The sequence below is a fragment of the Listeria ivanovii subsp. londoniensis genome (genome assembly GCF_000763495.1).
GTDB classification, from domain to species: domain Bacteria; phylum Bacillota; class Bacilli; order Lactobacillales; family Listeriaceae; genus Listeria; species Listeria londoniensis.
The window spans coordinates 2,444,520-2,461,207 of record NZ_CP009576.1 but is presented as its reverse complement, the minus strand read 5'-3'; the positions used below and the strand labels follow the sequence as shown (position 1 = coordinate 2,461,207).

Sequence of the window (16,688 nt, the reverse complement as noted above, 5' to 3'; positions counted from 1 at the left end):
GGAGGATAAAGCATCATGAGAAATATTAAACAATGGAAGAAAATGCTAATCGCTGCTGTGATTGGGCTACTTGTATTCCAAAATGTTTCTCCTGTTTTGGCAACGATAACAGAAGAAGCATCAAAACAAACAACACTTAAAATCATGAAAGAAGATAAAGATACAAAAGAAAAAATAAATGGCTCAGTTTTCGAACTGAAAAATAAAGAGACAGGAGAAAGCAAGGAACTTTCCATACATGAAAACGGGGAGTTTACAGATGAATCGCTTTCAGCTGGAGAATATGTTGTAAAAGAAAAAACAGCAGCGCCAGGTTATATACTAGATGAAAATGAGTACAATGTAACATTAACCGATAAAGAAGAAGTAGTTACGTCTATTTCTGCAAAAGAAAAGGAAACTACAAATAAAATAGAAGAAACAGTTGTATCTGAAAAAAAATCGGTTTCAGAAAAGAATTTAAAAGCAGCTATTTCGGAAAATATTTTTAAAAAGGTAACGCTTAAAGATGGAAATGGAAAGGAACTTAACAAGACAGATCGAGTTAAAAATGGTAGTGGTGTTGTTTTAGATATGAACTTTAGCTTCACTGGAAAAAACTATAAAGCTGGTGATACTTTTACAACCATTTTGCCGGATGCCTTCGATTTTGGTACAAACAACATAAGTGGGAACTTTTTACCATCCACTGAAGCAGAATGGTCTTTAAACGTGAAGACCAATGCTTTGACTATTACCTTCTTAAAAGATGGTGTTCAAGAAGGTGATTACGACATCAGTATTAGTACAGCTTTTAAAATGTTTACAACAACAGATAAAACCGAACAAAATGTTGTTTTTAAAACTGCGGGAGAAGATACTGTTTATCCAATTGAAATAATTCCTAATGCTAGCGACCCGACTGCCATATACATGTCAGCAAGACCTGGAGTAGTAAATCCAGAGAAAATAACTGTCGATGCAAAATTCAATTTAACGAAAGAAACAAATGCAAAAGGAGAATTAAAATTAATTGATTTCACTGCTGGTGGGACAACAACAATAGATAGAGCAACTATCAAAGTCTATTCTAGTGATGTAAGCGCGGGTGGGACATTTATCGGAACGAAAAAGGAATTAATAGAAGGAACCGACTATACACTAACTTATGAGAATAACAGAATGAGCGTTTTACTTGATGGCGGACTTGCTGCAAGTGGATACCAGGTAACTTATGAGCGTACCGTTAATAAACCGAGTATTGGTATAACTCATGTTACGACAGAAGCACAAACAATTGGAGAAGAAGGGAAGTTATCTGGAAACTCAGCAATTGTTTATTTGCAGATGATTAACTATAAACATCTTGAGAAGAGAGCTGTTTACAATACTTCCACACAATGTATTGACTGGGCAATTGATTTCAATTTTGACAAGAAAGAGATATCGCCTACTACAGTTCTGAAAGACGTTTTAGAAGATAGTGGCGTCGAATATGTGGCGAACTCCCTTAAAATAAATCATATCATTTTTAATTCGACGACTGGCACACCAATCATTGGATCTGATGCATCCAGCGACTGGACTACCTCTGCTATTTCAGCTAATGGGGATTTTGATTTAACATATAAAAATACGAGTACAAATTCTTACCAAATCACCTATTCAACCAAAGTAACAGACTTTAGTAGCCGAGAAATTAAAAATAAAATTACGGACGAACAGGGTGTTTCCTCAGAGGCATCGATTAACTTTCAACCTGATTTATTGAAGAAAAAGGCAGGGACGATTGACTATTTTAATAATACAATGAAATGGACGATAACTGCTAACTCAGATAGGATTCAAATGAATCGTCTTAGTATTACTGATACGTTCTCTTCTGGTGTAACAAGTTTAGAAAGCTATGATGTATATGCGTATAAAGATGAGACTAATCGAGCCTTTTTAAAAGAAGGCAGAGACTATACTATTGATAAAGATATCACGCCAAGAGGTTTTTCGATTCAACTTATCGGTGATTATAGTGCAACAAATAAAAAAATTGTAGTAGAGATAAATACAAAAATTGATTTATCTGATGTTACAAATACAATTGATAATAAGGCAGATGCTATTTACTATGATGAGACTGGGATTTCAAGGCATATAGATGAAATAAAGTCTGAAGTAACTCCAGATACAAACATCATGAATAATGGTGAGAAGTATGGTTCCTATAATGCCTCAACAGGGAATATCGACTGGATTGTTTCAGTGAACACAATGGAAAAAGACTATGATAATTTAATTTTTGATGATGAGATGCCAGAAGGACTGACGCTTGTGGAAGACTCATTACAATATCGTAATGTGGATTCGACGACTGAAATGTTGAGCTTATATGTCCCTTTAAGAACAGTTGGGACACTTGCTGTACCTGGAGATAATAATTATCCAACAACGATCGATACGACAAGTAAGAAAATACATTTAGAATTTGCTAATATGGGGACATCACGCGTCTTTATTAAATATAGTACAAAACTAGATGAAAATTGGTATTTTTTCCAATCTGTAAACAATGTGGCTAAAGTTTCGGATAATGGGTTCGGGCAAAAATCCTACTCTTATCAAACTTATGCAAATCTTAGGTATCGCGCAATTTCAAAAGCTGCTGCTATTTCTCCTGCCTTTAATAATCAAGTACTTTGGACCTTGGAATTAACAAACATTGCTCCAAATCGTCCTGTAACTAATCCAATTATCACGGATACGCTAACGACAGGAGCTACTGGTGCGCAAATAGTGAAGAGCAGTTTTAAAGTAGTTAATAGCACCACAGGAGATACGATTGATTCAAAGTATTACGATATTACTTTTGAAAATAATAATTTTACGATTCAATTTAAAGACTATACAGCAACAGAGCCTATTAAAGTGACTTACAGTACAGTTAGCTTGATGTCGGGAATCGTTGCGAATGAAGCTAATGTCGATGCTACTGATTATGGTGTGTTGCCTGAATCATATAAAAAATCCACTGCGTCTATCGCGCCATCATTTACGATGGGAAGCGGAAGTGGAATTGCCACAATTGGTTCATTAGAAATTACAAAAGTAGATCAAGCAGATCATACGAAAAAACTAGCCGGTGCTAAATTCCAACTTTATACATTGGATGGTGAGGAAGCAGGGCAAATTGGTACCACTAATGCAGAAGGTAAAATTCTATTTGATGGAATTCAATCTGGGAAATATAAATTAGTAGAAACTGAGGCGCCAGATGGCTATACTATTAGTGATGAATACAAAGAAGGAAAAGAAGTGACTGTTAGAGCTGATGGTCAAGTAGCAAGCTATACGGTTGAAAATACACAAGTCTCTGGAAGTGTTGTTTTAACAAAAGAAGATGACAAGTCTAAAGCGGCATTATCTGGAGCAGAATTTGAATTACAAACAGCGGATGGAACGAAAGTGAAACAGGACTTAGTAACAGATGCGGATGGTAAATTGACTGTAACTGATCTTGCGCCAGGTGACTACCAATTCGTGGAAACAAAAGCACCAACTGGGTACCAGTTAGATGCAACCCCAGTGTCATTTGTGATTGCTTTTAATCAAGCGACGCCTATCGAAGTAACCAAAGAAAATACAGCGAAAACTGGCAGTGTGATTTTAACAAAAGAAGATGACACAACGAAAGCAAAATTAGCAGGAGCAGAATTTGAGTTACAAACAGCGGATGGAACAAAAGTGAAACAGGTCTTAGTAACAGATGCGGATGGTAAATTGACTGTATCTAATCTTGCACCGGACGACTATCAGTTTGTGGAAACAAAAGCGCCAACCGGTTACAAGCTAGATGCAACTCCGGTAGCATTTACCATTATTTTTAATCAAGCGACGCCTATCGAAGTAACCAAAGAAAATACAGCCAAAACTGGCAGTGTGATTTTAATAAAAGAAGATAGTGAGACAAAAGCGAAGTTGTCTGAAGCAGAATTCGAGTTACAAACAGCGGATGGAGTGCAAATGAAAGAGAGCTTAATATCCGACAAGGATGGTAAAATTGAGGTAGCAGATTTAGCACCAGGTAACTACCAATTCATAGAAACAAAAGCGCCAACCGGTTACAAGCTAGATATAAGTCCAGTCACGTTTACTATTGGGTTTAATCAAGCAACGCCTATCCAAGTAACCAAAGAAAACACAGCCAAAACTGGCAGTGTTATTTTAACAAAAGAAGATGCTAAATCTAAAATGAAGCTATCCGGAGCAGCATTCGAATTGCAAACAGCAGACGGAACGAAAGTGAAAACGGATGTAGTAACAGATGCAGATGGTAATTTGACTGTAACAGATTTAGCGCCAGGTAACTATCAATTTGTAGAAACCGAAGCACCAACCGGATATAAATTAGATGCAACTCCAGTACCGTTTGCGATTGTATTTAATCAAGCAACACCTATCCAAATAACGAAAGAAAATACAGCAAAAGCAGGTAGCGTCATTTTAACGAAAGAGGATGACCGTAACCAGGCGAAGTTATCCGGAGCAGAATTCGAATTACAAACAGCGAATGGAACAAAAGTGAAAGATGGTTTGGTGACAAATTCTGATGGTAAATTGACTGTAGCAGATTTAGCACCAGGTGAATATCAATTCGTGGAAACACAAGCGCCGATAGGTTATCAACTAAATGCAACGCCTGTTTCATTTTCCATTACATTTAACCAAGCTATACCAACTCAAGTAATCAAAAAAAACACAGCCAAAACGGGCAATGTCACTTTAACGAAAGAAGATGGCGAGTCTAAAGCGGCGTTATCTGGAGCAGAATTCGAATTACAAACAGCGGATGGAACAAAAGTGAAACAGGACTTAGTAACAGATGCGGATGGTAAATTGACTGTATCTAATCTTGCACCGGACGACTATCAGTTTGTGGAAACAAAAGCGCCAACCGGTTACAAGCTAGATGCAACTCCAGTGCCGTTTACGATTGTATTTAATCAAACGACAACTATCGAAGTAACCAAAGAAAATACAGTGAAAACAGGTAGTGCGATATTAACAAAAGAAGATGACCAAACGAAAGCGAACTTGTCCGGAGCAGAATTTGAGTTACAACAAGCGGATGGAACGAAAGTGAAAAGTGGCTTAGTAACAGACGCAGATGGTAAATTGAGCGTAGCGGATTTAGCACCAGGGAAATATCAAATTATAGAAGTAAAAGCACCAAATGGCTATCAGTTGGACAAGACGCCGATTGAATTCACTATTGAATTTAATCAACAAGAACCGATACAGTTAACTAAAACAAATACAATGTCTACAGGGTCTGTTACTTTAACAAAAATAGACAGCGAGACAAAAGCCCCACTTACTGGAGCCATATTTAAATTAGTTGCTGCAAACAAAACTGTTCTAGAAAACTTAACAACAGATAAGAACGGAGCAATCGAATTAACGGATTTAGCACCTGGAGACTATCAATTAATAGAGACTAAAGCACCAAATGACTATGAATTAGATACGACTCCAGTAAATGTAAATATTGCTTTTAATCAACAACAGTCACTTCAAGTAACAAAAGAAAACACGAAAAAAATGGTAAGTGGAACTGTAACTGCAGTGTTTGTTGATACAGCAGGAAATGAACTAGCTGCAGAAGAAATTCACACGGGTGTAGTTGGTAAGCCATACAAAATAGATACCAAAGAAATTAAAAATTACCAACTAGTGAAAGATCCTACTAACAAAACTGGTGTATTTAAAGGAGCACCACAAAAAGTTACTTTTGTGTATGCAAAAAACAAAGGACCAATTGTGGTTAATCCAAACAGACCAACGAAACCAAGAGATCCAGTAAACCCAGCAAAAAACAATAAAACAACTATTAAAGCTGAAAAATCTGTGAACCTACCTTCTACAGGAGATACGCTACCAGATGAAGTTATTTTTACAGGATTTATTATTAGCGCACTTGCCTTGTTCCTATTAAGAAAAACAAGGAAGACGCAGGAATAAACCAAAAAGCTATCCTAAAAATTTTAGGATAGCTTTTTGTATTAAATCCAAACATCTTCTTCTGATTTTGTAAGTAACATTTGAATACCGCGAACAATATTAAAAATAAAGAAACCAACCATCGTGATTACCATGAAAAAGAACAAGCAAGCAGTGACGATGAAAATGAGATTTGTGGGAATACCGCCATTAGTTAGGGAGGTAATAAAAATACTAGAGAAACAAATAAAACCGGCAATAGTTGGTATAACATGTGTTAGTAAAGCAACTTTTGCGTGGTGGGTAACTTCGTCTGTTTTTGCGAAAATCCAAATTAGCGCTGGAACAACGATGGGGGCGAAAAAGATACTAAAATAACTTAACGCATTTAAAATTCGATGATCATTCATAATCAACACACCTTTCTTTGATACGCTTATTATAGCAAGTGTGATGATGTGTAGCCCTCGATTCAAGTGACAAAGTTAGAAACCAATATAACAAATATGTAAGGATTAACTGCCTTGGTAATTAGTATGAATAATTAGAAGCAATTGCTCAGACATATATTCTGAGGAATGAGTGAAATCTTCTTCCGCCCAAAAAACAATCATCCCGAAAATGGCGTATGCTTGGTAAGTTGCAAGTAACCGCGGTTCGGCATTAATCATACTAGAAAAACTGTCGAAATCATTTAAAACTAATTCACGAAGCACCTCGCAAACTTGATTTTGAAAACTGGGACTAATTGTCGAGTTAATCACTTGTTTATAAAATGCTTGATGACTATAAACATGATCAAATATTTTTATCATTGAAGGTGTGAGCATTTGGACAGTGAAATGATTAGTTTGACGATACGGGTCTTGATAAGCCTCTTTTAAATCTGCTAAGACGTCTTGGATAATATTTTCCAGTAATTCTTCTTTCTCGCGATAATGTTTATAAAAGGTCCCTCTATTTACATCAGCTTGTTGAACAATATCTGTAATCGTAATTTGTTTAAATGGTTTATGGTCAAGAAGGGTAAATAATGCTTGATTTAAGGCTTGTTTTGTTTTTTTAACCCGTCTATCCATATTTTCAAAACCTCCAATGATAATTTTTTCTATTACTATACATATAACTCAAAAGTGTTGCTTAATCAACAAAAATGGCTTTTTTAGCTATTGAAAGCGTTTTATATCCGGATTATAATGGAAGCAAGAAGGATGGACTTTTATCCTTTTTAGCGCAACTAAAGTGAAGGAGGAGAAATAATGGGGAAATTAGATGGTAAAGTAGCAGTTGTAACAGGGGCAGCCTCAGGAATGGGGAAACAAATTTCGTTGCTTTTTGCAAATGAAGGTGCGAAGGTAGTGGTTGCAGACTTGAATTTAGAAGCTGCACAAAAAACAGTTGAATTAATTGAAGCAGGAAAAGGATCTGCTCTTGCTGTTGCTGCTAATGTAACGAGTGAAGATGATGTACAAAAAATGATGAATCAAGCCGTAGAAAAATATGGTACATTAGATATTTTAGTTAATAATGCTGGAATTATGGATAATTTTGTTCCAGCTGGAGAATTAACGGATGAACTTTGGGATAAAGTTTTCGCAATTAATACAACAGGAGTCATGCGAGCTACTAGAAAAGCATTGCATATATTTGAAGAAAAAGGGCAAGGTGTTATTGTTAATATTGCATCAGCTGGGGGATTATTTGGTTCACGAGCTGGTGCAGCATACACAGCCTCTAAACATGCGGTAGTTGGATTCACTAAAAACGTTGGGTTCCAATATGCTAATAAAAATATTCGCTGTAATGCCATCGCACCAGGAGCAGTGAATACGAATATTGGAACAACTATTTATGCGCCAGATCAATTCGGACAAGAAAGAGCGATGATTGGAATGGGAACAAATCCACGTGTTGGAGATGCTTCTGAAATCGCCAAAGTGGCTTTATTTTTAGCTTCGGATGATGCTAGTTTTGTCAACGGGACAATTGTTACAGCAGATGCTGGTTGGACAGCTTACTAAAATAATAGATAAATCCGCATTTGAAATTATTTTCATTGCGGATTTTTTATGTCAAAATAAGTGTATAGATATTTTTCGCAACGTCTATTTTTGAGAGGTTGTTTTTTGGCGTGTAGGTTGCTAAGAATGCATATTAATGAGCATAAGAGGGTAATAAAGTAACGAAGTGAAGGCGGGGGATGCTTTTTGATAGAACAGTAAGTAATGCGGCGATATTACTCGCGGGCTTTGATGTTATTCCCATTATTTATAAAGAACCAATAACAAAAGAGATATCAACGAGAAGAAAAGTAGTGATTGGTGTATGGACTGGGATTCTTGGATTTCTATCAATTTAGCAGCAGTTATGGCCGGAGTAGTGATGATGTTAATCGGGATTATGGTAGCACTTTTAAGCAAACGACTAGAGCGATATAACGTTTGGGTGTTTTTATATTAAATATTATTGCCAGCGGATTTGTTGTAATTAATTTACATTTGATTTTAGCAAATGAAGCTTTCTACTGGATAAACATGATTACCTTTGTAGTAATTTCACTAGTTATCGGTTTTGTGTCAGCAGGATTAATGGATAATATGATTAAGTCTAAACAACTTTTTCAAAAATATGAGCAAGATTCCACACTGGATTATTTAACCCAACTTTCCAATGTAAGGCAGTTTGATGAAAAAATTAACCATGTAATGGATGGAACTATTAGAGAAGTCACTTTAATGTTAATCGACATCGATTTCTTTAAAAATATTAATGATACATATGGGCAGGATGCGGGAGATGCCATTTTGAAGCAACTCGCAAAGACTTTAAAAGGAAACACAACAGATGGTTCGGAAGCTTTTAGAAATGGTGGGGAAGAGTTTTCACTTATCTTGTTATAGTGCTCGGTGGACGAAGGAAATTATTTTGCTGAACATATACGACGAGAAACTGAAGAGTACGACTTTGTAATTCCAACTGGACAAACCGTGAAAATTACTATCTCTATTGGAGTCAGTGGATGTCATGACGGAATAATGACCAGTGAACGGTTATTTAAAACAGCGGATGAGGCTTTATATAAAGCGAAACTTGCTGGACGAAATCGTGTCTGTATTGCGGACAAGGACTAAGTTGTCGCAAAAAAACGAGTACTGCTAACAAGCTAGTTATGCTATAATAGATTGTGTAATGGTGAGCAAATAACTAGGGAACTAGTCCAAAAGGATGAGCTATTAATGTTTGACTTAATGGATAACTTGCTGGGGGTACAGTCATTTGGTGAATTAAATAAAGATATGCCAACAACACTTTTTGTGACTGATGCAGAAGGTAATATTTTAATTTCTAATACGTTTACTGCACTCACTGTTGGAATGTCCTTAGAAGAATTGCTTCGTTGTAATGTGAAAGATTTAGTAGAGGATGGAGTTTATAATGATTCTGTCACTTTAGATGCAATCCGAACGAAGGAAAAGAAAACAAAAGTAATTAACACAAAAAAAGGTTTTAGTATCCGTTCTACCTCAACACCGATTCTTTATCCAGATGGCACCGTTCATTTAGTCGTTACGATGTCAGATGAAACACAACCAGATAGTTTTAAGACTTGGCGTGGTGAGGCGATTTCGGATAATCAAGAATCGCTTCTTTTAGAGGATTACAAAGAGCAAGAAGGAACCGTTGTGGTGGCAGAAAGCGTAGCGATGAAGCAAATCGTTCGTGTCTGCAACCAAATCGCCCCGTTTGATAGTAAGGTTTTATTGTACGGGGAATCAGGTACTGGTAAGGAAGTCTTATCACGCTATATTCACGAAAAAAGCAAACAAGCTGCTGGACCTTTTATCTCGATTAACTGCGCAGCTATTCCAAAGGCACTATTTGAGTCGGAATTATTTGGTCACGAAAAAGGATCATTTACGGGAGCGGATATTGAAAAGCCAGGAATGCTTGAACTTGCTGATGGAGGTACATTGTTTTTAGATGAAATTTCGGAAATGCCTTTAGAACTTCAAGCTAAGATGCTTCGAGTGCTTGAAACGGGCGAAGTAAGAAGACTCGGCTCAACCATAGAAACCAAGCGTCGTTTTCGGCTTATTTCAGCAACAAATCGTAATCTTGGTGAAATGGTGGAAAATGGAACTTTCAGGCGAGATTTATATTACCGGATTAATGTTGTTCCTGTTCATATCCCGGCACTCAGAGAAAGACCTCAAGACATTATCGGACTTGCACGCCAGTTTATCCAAAAATTTAATCAAAAATATCAAAAAGATTTTCAACTTAGCGGCGATAAAACAAAAGAGTTACTTTCTTATGGATGGCCTGGAAATGTTCGCGAACTTAGGAATCAAATCGAACGATTAGTGGTTATGTCAGGTGCAAAAGAAGTAGAAGTACAGGCGACAGATGACTTTGCACTTGATTTGCATTTTAAAGAGCAAGCGAAGAAAGAGTCGCTCTATTTAAAAGATTATTTGCAAGATGTAGAAAAACATTTTATTATGCGAGTGTTGGAAGAAAGTGATGGAAATGTGACGAAAGCGGCCCATGCGCTAGGTATTCACCGTTCCGTCTTATACCGGAAACTTAAAGTTATAAATGAAGAAGAAAACCTAATCTGCAAAAAGGATTAGGTTTTTTGTTGCGTTTTTACGACGGTCTATTTAACTGGAGGATGAAAAAACGTCTCTTTTTTGCGACAACGAAAAAATTTAATGAATCAAAATGCTGCTAAATACCCATTTTTCATTTTGGCATGAAAGTTGCTTTATAAGAAAATGTGTATCATTACAAATATATGTGAATAATTGAACAATGAGGAGTGGAGAATTTGTCAAAAGTTATCAAAGCAAGTGAAGCAGCAAAATTGATTAAAGATGGAGATACAGTTGCACTCAGCGGTTTTGGTTTATCTTGCGTCAATGAAGAAATGGCTATTGCAGTAGAAAAGCGGTTTTTAGAGAGGGGGGAACCACGGAATTTAACCGTAATGCATGCCAGTGCGTTAGGAGATCGCCGGGAAAAAGGAATGAGTCATTGGGGGCATGCTGGTTTAATTAAACGTTGGATTGGTGGCATTGCTATTGCTTCTCCCAAAATGGCAAAATTAATTGAGGAAGATAAATGTGAGGCTTACAATTTACCTCAAGGTGTTATCACCCAACTTTACCGCGAAATTGCAGCAAAACGGCCAGGTGTTATTACAAAAATCGGAATGGGGACATTTGTTGACCCTCGAATTGAAGGCGCAAAGATGTCAGCAAGTTCTACAGATGATTTAGTTGAGCTACTTACTATTCACGGAGAAGAATGGTTATTTTATCCAAGTTTTCCTATTCAAGTCGCACTTATCCGCGGGACAGTTGCGGATGAATTTGGAAATCTTACATTAGAAAAAGAGGGACTACATATGGAAGTGTTACCTATTGCCCAAGCAGTTCGTAATTCTGGTGGAATTGTTATTGCGCAAGTCGAATCTGTGGCTAAAAAAGGTTCATTAAATCCAAAAGATGTTAGAGTTCCAGGGATTTTAGTTGATCATATCATCATTTCAGACCCAGAAAATCATTTCCAAACAGAAAACACACAATATAATCCGGCGTTTTCAGGACATATTCAAGTTCCGCTTGGAGATATCGAATCACTTGAATTAGACGATCGTAAAGTCATTGCTAGGCGTTCAGCTGCAGAACTTGAGCCTCAAACAATTCTTAATTTAGGTGTTGGAATTCCAGTTAATGTTTCCACTGTAGCAGCAGAAGAGGGCGTTAGTGATCAATTAATTCTCACAACAGAAGCCGGCTCAGTTGGTGGTGTTCCAGCCGGTTTAGCAGATTTTGGACATGCCTACAATAGTGAGGCGATTGTTGATCATCACTCCCAATTTGATTTTTATGATGGTGGCGGGCTTGATTTATCCGTTCTTGGTTTAGCACAAACAGACGAAGCTGGAAATGTTAATGTAAGTAAATTTGGCACGAGGGTAGCTGGATGCGGTGGTTTCATTAATATATCTCAATCAGCGAAGAAACTAATTTTTGCTGGGACATTTACGGCTGGTGGCCTAAAGACACGCGTCAGTGACGGAAAACTGGAGATTTTACAAGAAGGAAAGGCTAAAAAGTTTATCAAAAAAGTTCAACAAATCACATTTAGCGGCGAATATGCATCTACAACTGATCAAACAATACTGTATGTCACCGAAAGAGCAGTATTCCGTTTAGAAAATGGTAAAATGATTCTCACTGAAATTGCACCTGGCATTGACTTAGAAAAAGATGTGCTTGGACAAATGGATTTTGAACCAACTATCGCGAGTGACTTGAAAATAATGGATAGTGGCATTTTTAGTGAAAAATGGGGCGGTTTAAAAACCATTATCGAAAAACAAACAAGAGGGGGAGTAAAAGTATGACAAAGGAAATAAATCGTTGGGGAGTTTTGATTGGTTCTGTAGGGGTGCTTCTTTGTACAGGTGCGGTTTATGCGTTTAGTGTTTTTGCTGGACCGCTTAGTGCCGCTCATGGTTGGACCATTCCACAAGTAATGATGGCATTTACTATTAATGCGGCGATTGGCCCAATCCCAACCATTTTGGGCGGGGTTTTAACTGATAAAGGAAAGGCGAAATGGGCTATTTTGATAGGTGGAATACTATTTGGTCTTGGATTTGCTCTAACTGGATTTGCGACATCCACCACTATGCTGTATTTATCATACGGCGTCTTAGCTGGACTTGGACAAGGCTTTGCTTACTCGGGATGTCTTAGTAATACGATTCGTCTTTTCCCGGATAAACGTGGTCTTGCATCTGGCCTTATCACAGCAGGCATGGGTGGAGCAACGATTATTGCAGCGCCAATTGCGAATCATTTAATTGAAACATATAGTGTCATGACCGCTTTTAAAATCATGGGTGCGGTTTATATCGCGGTTGTAATAGTTTGTAGTTTTCTTATCCGAGTTGCTCCAGCTGGCTATGCGCCAAAAGGTTGGTCAGCTCCAGCGGGAAATAATGCCGGCATGATCAATGTACCTTGGACCGGAATGATTCGAACCGTGACTTTCTATTTAATTCTTTTAATGCTTGGTATTGGAGCATTTTCAGGACTGATGATTGCTTCTAATGCTTCTTTAATTGGTCAAAATATGTTTGGTTTAACAGCGGCATCGGCTGCAGCTTACGTAAGTATTTATTCACTAAGCAACTGTTTGGGGCGAGTTGTTTGGGGCGCTGTATCAGACCGTTTAGGAAGATCTAACACGTTAATGATTATTTATACAGTCATCGCGCTATCTTTATTAGCACTTGCTACGCTTCAATCAGTAGCAGGGTTTGTTATCGGTATTATCGGTCTTGGTTTATGCTTTGGCGGAACTATGGGTGTTTTCCCGTCCATTGTTATGGAAAACTATGGTCCCAAAAATCAAGGTGTCAATTATGGAATAGTATTCATTGGTTATTCCACAGCAGCATTCTTTGCACCGAAAATGGCAGCACAAATTGCTGGGCAGAACGGAGGCGATTTTACACAAGCTTTCTATATTGCGATTGCACTGGCCGCAGTAGGGTTATGTATTAATATTGTTTATAAGTTACGTGAGAAAAAACAACCTGCGAAGGAATTAGCATAAAATCAGAGAGGGGAAAAATAAAATGAGTTTAACAAAAATGTTAGGAATCAAGTATCCAATTTTACAGGGGGCAATGGCTCAAATAGCAACTTATGAATTAGCTTCCTCGGTATCAAATGCAGGAGGTCTAGGAATTATTGCGTCAGGTGGGATGACAGCAGATGCTTTACGCGAACAAATTCAACTTTGCAAAGAAAAAACAGCGAATCCATTTGCAGTAAATATTATGCTAATGATGCCTAATTGCCCTGAGCTTGTCGATGTGATTATTGAAGAGGAAGTTCGTGTTGTTACAACTGGTGCCGGAACACCGAAACCATTTATGGGAAAACTAAAGGCAGCAGGAATCAAAGTGATTGCTGTAATTCCATCAGTGAAAATTGCGAAAAAAATGGAAGAAATTGGCGTTGATGCCGTGGTGGCAGAAGGGACAGAAGCTGGTGGGCATGTGGGTGAAACAACTACGATGGCATTGGTCCGTCAAGTTGTTGCTGCAGTAAATATCCCTGTAATTGCAGCAGGTGGAATAGCTGATGGTCACGGAATGGCAGCTGTTTATGCGCTTGGAGCTAGTGGTGTGCAAATTGGTACGCTTTTCCTTGTGGCAGAGGAATGCCCTGTGCCAGCTAGCTTTAAACAAGCTGTTCTTGATGCAAGTGATACAGATACAACTGTGACAGGACGACGAAATGGCGCACCAGTTAGAAGTATAAAAAACCCGATGATTAAAAAATATGTCGAGTTAGAAAATGAAAATGCTTCTCGAGATCAACTAGAAGAATTAACACTGGGATCCCTTAGAAAAGCAGTTCATGAAGGGGATGTCGAAAATGGCTCTGTTATGGCAGGCCAAATTTGCGGGATGTTAACAGAGATTCGCTCCACTAAAAATATCATCGAAAGCTTGATGAAAGAATCCGAGCAAGTTGCAAGTAATTTAGTTATTCAATAAAATAAAAGCCAGAAAATCATTTTCGCTGATTTTCTGGCTTTTACTATTTACGTCGATACATTTTGGTTAAATCGAGCATTAAGTATACAAGTAATAATGCGGTGATAATAACAGCAATGAGATTAGCAATATCATTATCAAAAAGAAAGCTAATACCGTTAATTGCAAGTGCAATCAAAATAATCATCAAATATTTTACCATGGAAAGTCTCCAGTTCTATAATGCGCCATCTTGAATAATCTCTGTTTTATAACCATCTGGGTCAGTTAGGAAGTAATAAAACGGCTCTTCACCTGGAAGTCCTTTTAAGTCAGTCACAGTATAGCCAGCAACTTGATGTTCTTTTAGTAAGGCACGGACATCAGGAACACCAACAGCTAAATGTCCATAACCATTACCTAAATCGTAAGCCTCTATTTGGTCATAATTATACGTTAGTTCTAATTCAAAGCCACCCTCTTCAAAAGCCATATATACTAGTGTGAATTCAAAATCCGGAAAATCTTTACGCCGAACTTCTTTTAAACCCAAAGCATTCTCATAAAAAGTAATCGATTCAGTCAAATCTTTCACTCGAATACAGGTATGTAGCATTTTTGCTGTCATGGTTTATTCCTCCTTTTAAACATCTACATCCATTGTATTATATCTTATAAATGATTACAAACAAGGAATATTGAAGTAGAGTGGGATTTTCGGTATAATGAAAATGTGCAGGAAGGTGGAAGTATAATGACAAAAATCAAACGAATCATGACTGGAATAATTCAAGAAAATTGTTATATTATTTATCAAGATAACTTAGCGCTCATTGTTGATCCAGGAGCAGAAGCTAGTAAAATCAAAGCAGTAATTGCTGAACTTCAAGTGACGCCGATAGCGGTTTTATTGACGCATTGTCACTATGACCATATTGGAGCTTTGGAAGAAATTCGGAAAGCTTATTCAATTCCGGTTTATGTTAGCCCGAAAGAACAAGAGTGGCTTATAAACCCGGCACTAAATCTATCGGCGCATATTGCAGAAACACCAATCGTTGCTAATCCTGCAGAACATGAATTTAAGCTAGGAGAATATAATATCGAAGGTTTTCATTTTAAAGTTGTACCGACACCTGGACATTCTGTTGGAAGTTTAAGCTTTATTTTTGACGACTTTGTCATTGTTGGCGATGCACTATTTAAAGGTAGTATTGGACGTACGGACTTATATACTGGTGATTTTGATACATTGATTAATAGTATTACAACAGAATTATTTATTCTTCCAGATGACTTGAGAGCATATTCTGGTCACGGAGAGATGACAACAATTGGCCATGAAAAAGCAACGAACCCCTATTTTAATTAAAATGCAGAAATCAATATTTCTGCATTTTTTTGTAAACAAATGAGAGGATGTTAGAAAATGTATTCAGATGAAGAAATTTTCAAAGAAGCAACAACAAAATCATTGCTACAACTACTTAAGAAAAAGGAAGATTTTTATAAATATTGTTATCAAGAAACGTTATCAAAAGGCCAAGAAATACTATTAAATGATTCCAATGACTTCAAAATTTATCTAGTAGAAAGTGGTTATTTTGCCTATTGTCTTCAAAATGACCAAGGTGATTCAGGGATTATTTGTTTTGTTGGGGATGAAGTAGCTGTTAATTTAGTGCCAATCATTAAAGAAGAACCTGAAGACTCCAGTTTACGTACTTTGACCGAAGTAAAGTGTTGGGTGTTAGATCCTGGTTTTGTGGAAAAGACTTTAGATGAGTCGAACCAAAAAGCAATCTATTTATTGTCTAATTTGCTCTATACAAGAAAAGTTTATTTTAAAGCAAGTAAGCGTACTTTTATGAAGAAAGAAGCACGTATTCGAGCTTGCCTAAAAGAGATCGGTTTATATATGGGACGCGTAACGAAAGAGAGAGAATATATTTTACCAGAAGAGATTAATAACTCTATTTTGGCGCAATATGCTAACACAACACGAGAGTACACCAACATTATCGTTTTAAAATTACGCAAAGAAGAAATTTTAGATGATAGTCATAAACCCTGGGTGATCAAAAATATGGATGTCTTGTAAAAATAAATTTAATAGGTATTGTTTTTATCGGTTAAAATTTGAAAGCCATTT

Annotated in this window: 12 protein-coding genes and 1 pseudogene; 9 read left to right on the top strand and 4 right to left on the bottom strand. The window is 37.1% G+C overall.

Annotation, left to right across the window (positions count from 1 at the left end):
* Positions 1–15 precede the first annotated feature (15 nt).
* Positions 16–5,991: a SpaA isopeptide-forming pilin-related protein gene (locus JL53_RS12060; RefSeq protein ID WP_077916425.1), complete on the top strand. Its 5,976-nt coding sequence runs from the start codon at positions 16–18 to the stop codon at positions 5,989–5,991.
* Between the two features lie 41 nt (positions 5,992–6,032).
* Here JL53_RS12060 and JL53_RS12055 read toward each other — a convergent pair whose 3' ends face one another.
* Together JL53_RS12055 and JL53_RS12050 are read right to left on the bottom strand one after the other, a co-directional pair.
* Complete coding sequence (locus JL53_RS12055; protein WP_038407741.1) at positions 6,033–6,380, bottom strand: magnetosome magnetite crystal formation protein family; 348 nt, start codon at positions 6,378–6,380, stop codon at positions 6,033–6,035.
* 105 nt (positions 6,381–6,485) lie between these two features.
* Positions 6,486–7,049 carry a TetR/AcrR family transcriptional regulator gene (locus JL53_RS12050; protein ID WP_038407740.1) on the bottom strand — a complete coding sequence of 188 codons (564 nt, stop codon included), beginning with the start codon at positions 7,047–7,049 and terminating at the stop codon, positions 6,486–6,488.
* A gap of 180 nt (positions 7,050–7,229) precedes the next feature.
* Between JL53_RS12050 and JL53_RS12045 the strand changes: the two genes are divergently transcribed.
* The 6 genes and pseudogenes from JL53_RS12045 (at position 7,230) to JL53_RS12020 (ending at position 14,557) form a co-directional block, all read left to right on the top strand.
* On the top strand, positions 7,230–7,991 hold the full coding sequence (locus tag JL53_RS12045) for an SDR family oxidoreductase (RefSeq protein WP_003720551.1): 762 nt from the start codon (positions 7,230–7,232) through the stop codon (positions 7,989–7,991).
* A 179-nt stretch (positions 7,992–8,170) separates the two neighbouring features.
* Positions 8,171–9,101, top strand: a pseudogene (locus tag JL53_RS12040) (GGDEF domain-containing protein).
* Positions 9,102–9,206: 105 nt separating this feature from the next.
* Positions 9,207–10,604 (top strand): sigma-54 interaction domain-containing protein, encoded by a 1,398-nt coding sequence (locus JL53_RS12035; RefSeq protein WP_038407739.1) that lies wholly within the window; start codon positions 9,207–9,209, stop codon positions 10,602–10,604.
* Positions 10,605–10,801: 197 nt separating this feature from the next.
* Positions 10,802–12,385 (top strand): acyl CoA:acetate/3-ketoacid CoA transferase, encoded by a 1,584-nt coding sequence (locus tag JL53_RS12030; RefSeq protein ID WP_003720545.1) that lies wholly within the window; start codon positions 10,802–10,804, stop codon positions 12,383–12,385.
* Entirely contained in the window at positions 12,382–13,605 is a 1,224-nt protein-coding gene (locus JL53_RS12025; RefSeq protein ID WP_038407738.1) for an L-lactate MFS transporter, read from the top strand. The genes JL53_RS12030 and JL53_RS12025 overlap by 4 nt, the downstream gene beginning before the upstream one ends.
* Before the next feature lie 22 nt (positions 13,606–13,627).
* Positions 13,628–14,557, top strand: a complete 930-nt coding sequence (locus tag JL53_RS12020) for a DUF561 domain-containing protein (RefSeq protein ID WP_003720543.1) — start codon at positions 13,628–13,630, stop codon at positions 14,555–14,557.
* Between the two features lie 43 nt (positions 14,558–14,600).
* Here JL53_RS12020 and JL53_RS12015 read toward each other — a convergent pair whose 3' ends face one another.
* Positions 14,601–14,759, bottom strand: a complete 159-nt coding sequence (locus tag JL53_RS12015; protein ID WP_014093495.1) for a hypothetical protein — start codon at positions 14,757–14,759, stop codon at positions 14,601–14,603.
* Positions 14,760–14,774: 15 nt separating this feature from the next.
* Complete coding sequence (gloA, locus tag JL53_RS12010) at positions 14,775–15,164, bottom strand: lactoylglutathione lyase (protein WP_003720541.1); 390 nt, start codon at positions 15,162–15,164, stop codon at positions 14,775–14,777.
* Positions 15,165–15,290: 126 nt separating this feature from the next.
* On the opposite strand from gloA, the gene JL53_RS12005 reads away from it, so the two are divergent.
* Together JL53_RS12005 and JL53_RS12000 are read left to right on the top strand one after the other, a co-directional pair.
* Positions 15,291–15,908 (top strand): MBL fold metallo-hydrolase, encoded by a 618-nt coding sequence (locus JL53_RS12005; RefSeq protein ID WP_003720540.1) that lies wholly within the window; start codon positions 15,291–15,293, stop codon positions 15,906–15,908.
* Between the two features lie 57 nt (positions 15,909–15,965).
* Entirely contained in the window at positions 15,966–16,637 is a 672-nt protein-coding gene (locus JL53_RS12000; RefSeq protein WP_003720539.1) for a cyclic nucleotide-binding domain-containing protein, read from the top strand.
* Positions 16,638–16,688 lie beyond the last annotated feature (51 nt).

Coding starts and splice junctions, on each gene's coding strand:
- JL53_RS12060 (WP_077916425.1), top strand. CDS start 16: ATGAGAAATATTAAACAATGGAAGAAAATGCTAATCGCTGCTGTGATT.
- JL53_RS12055 (WP_038407741.1), bottom strand. CDS start 6,380: ATGAATGATCATCGAATTTTAAATGCGTTAAGTTATTTTAGTATCTTT.
- JL53_RS12050 (WP_038407740.1), bottom strand. CDS start 7,049: ATGGATAGACGGGTTAAAAAAACAAAACAAGCCTTAAATCAAGCATTA.
- JL53_RS12045 (WP_003720551.1), top strand. CDS start 7,230: ATGGGGAAATTAGATGGTAAAGTAGCAGTTGTAACAGGGGCAGCCTCA.
- JL53_RS12035 (WP_038407739.1), top strand. CDS start 9,207: ATGTTTGACTTAATGGATAACTTGCTGGGGGTACAGTCATTTGGTGAA.
- JL53_RS12025 (WP_038407738.1), top strand. CDS start 12,382: ATGACAAAGGAAATAAATCGTTGGGGAGTTTTGATTGGTTCTGTAGGG.
- JL53_RS12020 (WP_003720543.1), top strand. CDS start 13,628: ATGAGTTTAACAAAAATGTTAGGAATCAAGTATCCAATTTTACAGGGG.
- JL53_RS12015 (WP_014093495.1), bottom strand. CDS start 14,759: ATGGTAAAATATTTGATGATTATTTTGATTGCACTTGCAATTAACGGT.
- gloA (WP_003720541.1), bottom strand. CDS start 15,164: ATGACAGCAAAAATGCTACATACCTGTATTCGAGTGAAAGATTTGACT.
- JL53_RS12005 (WP_003720540.1), top strand. CDS start 15,291: ATGACAAAAATCAAACGAATCATGACTGGAATAATTCAAGAAAATTGT.
- JL53_RS12000 (WP_003720539.1), top strand. CDS start 15,966: ATGTATTCAGATGAAGAAATTTTCAAAGAAGCAACAACAAAATCATTG.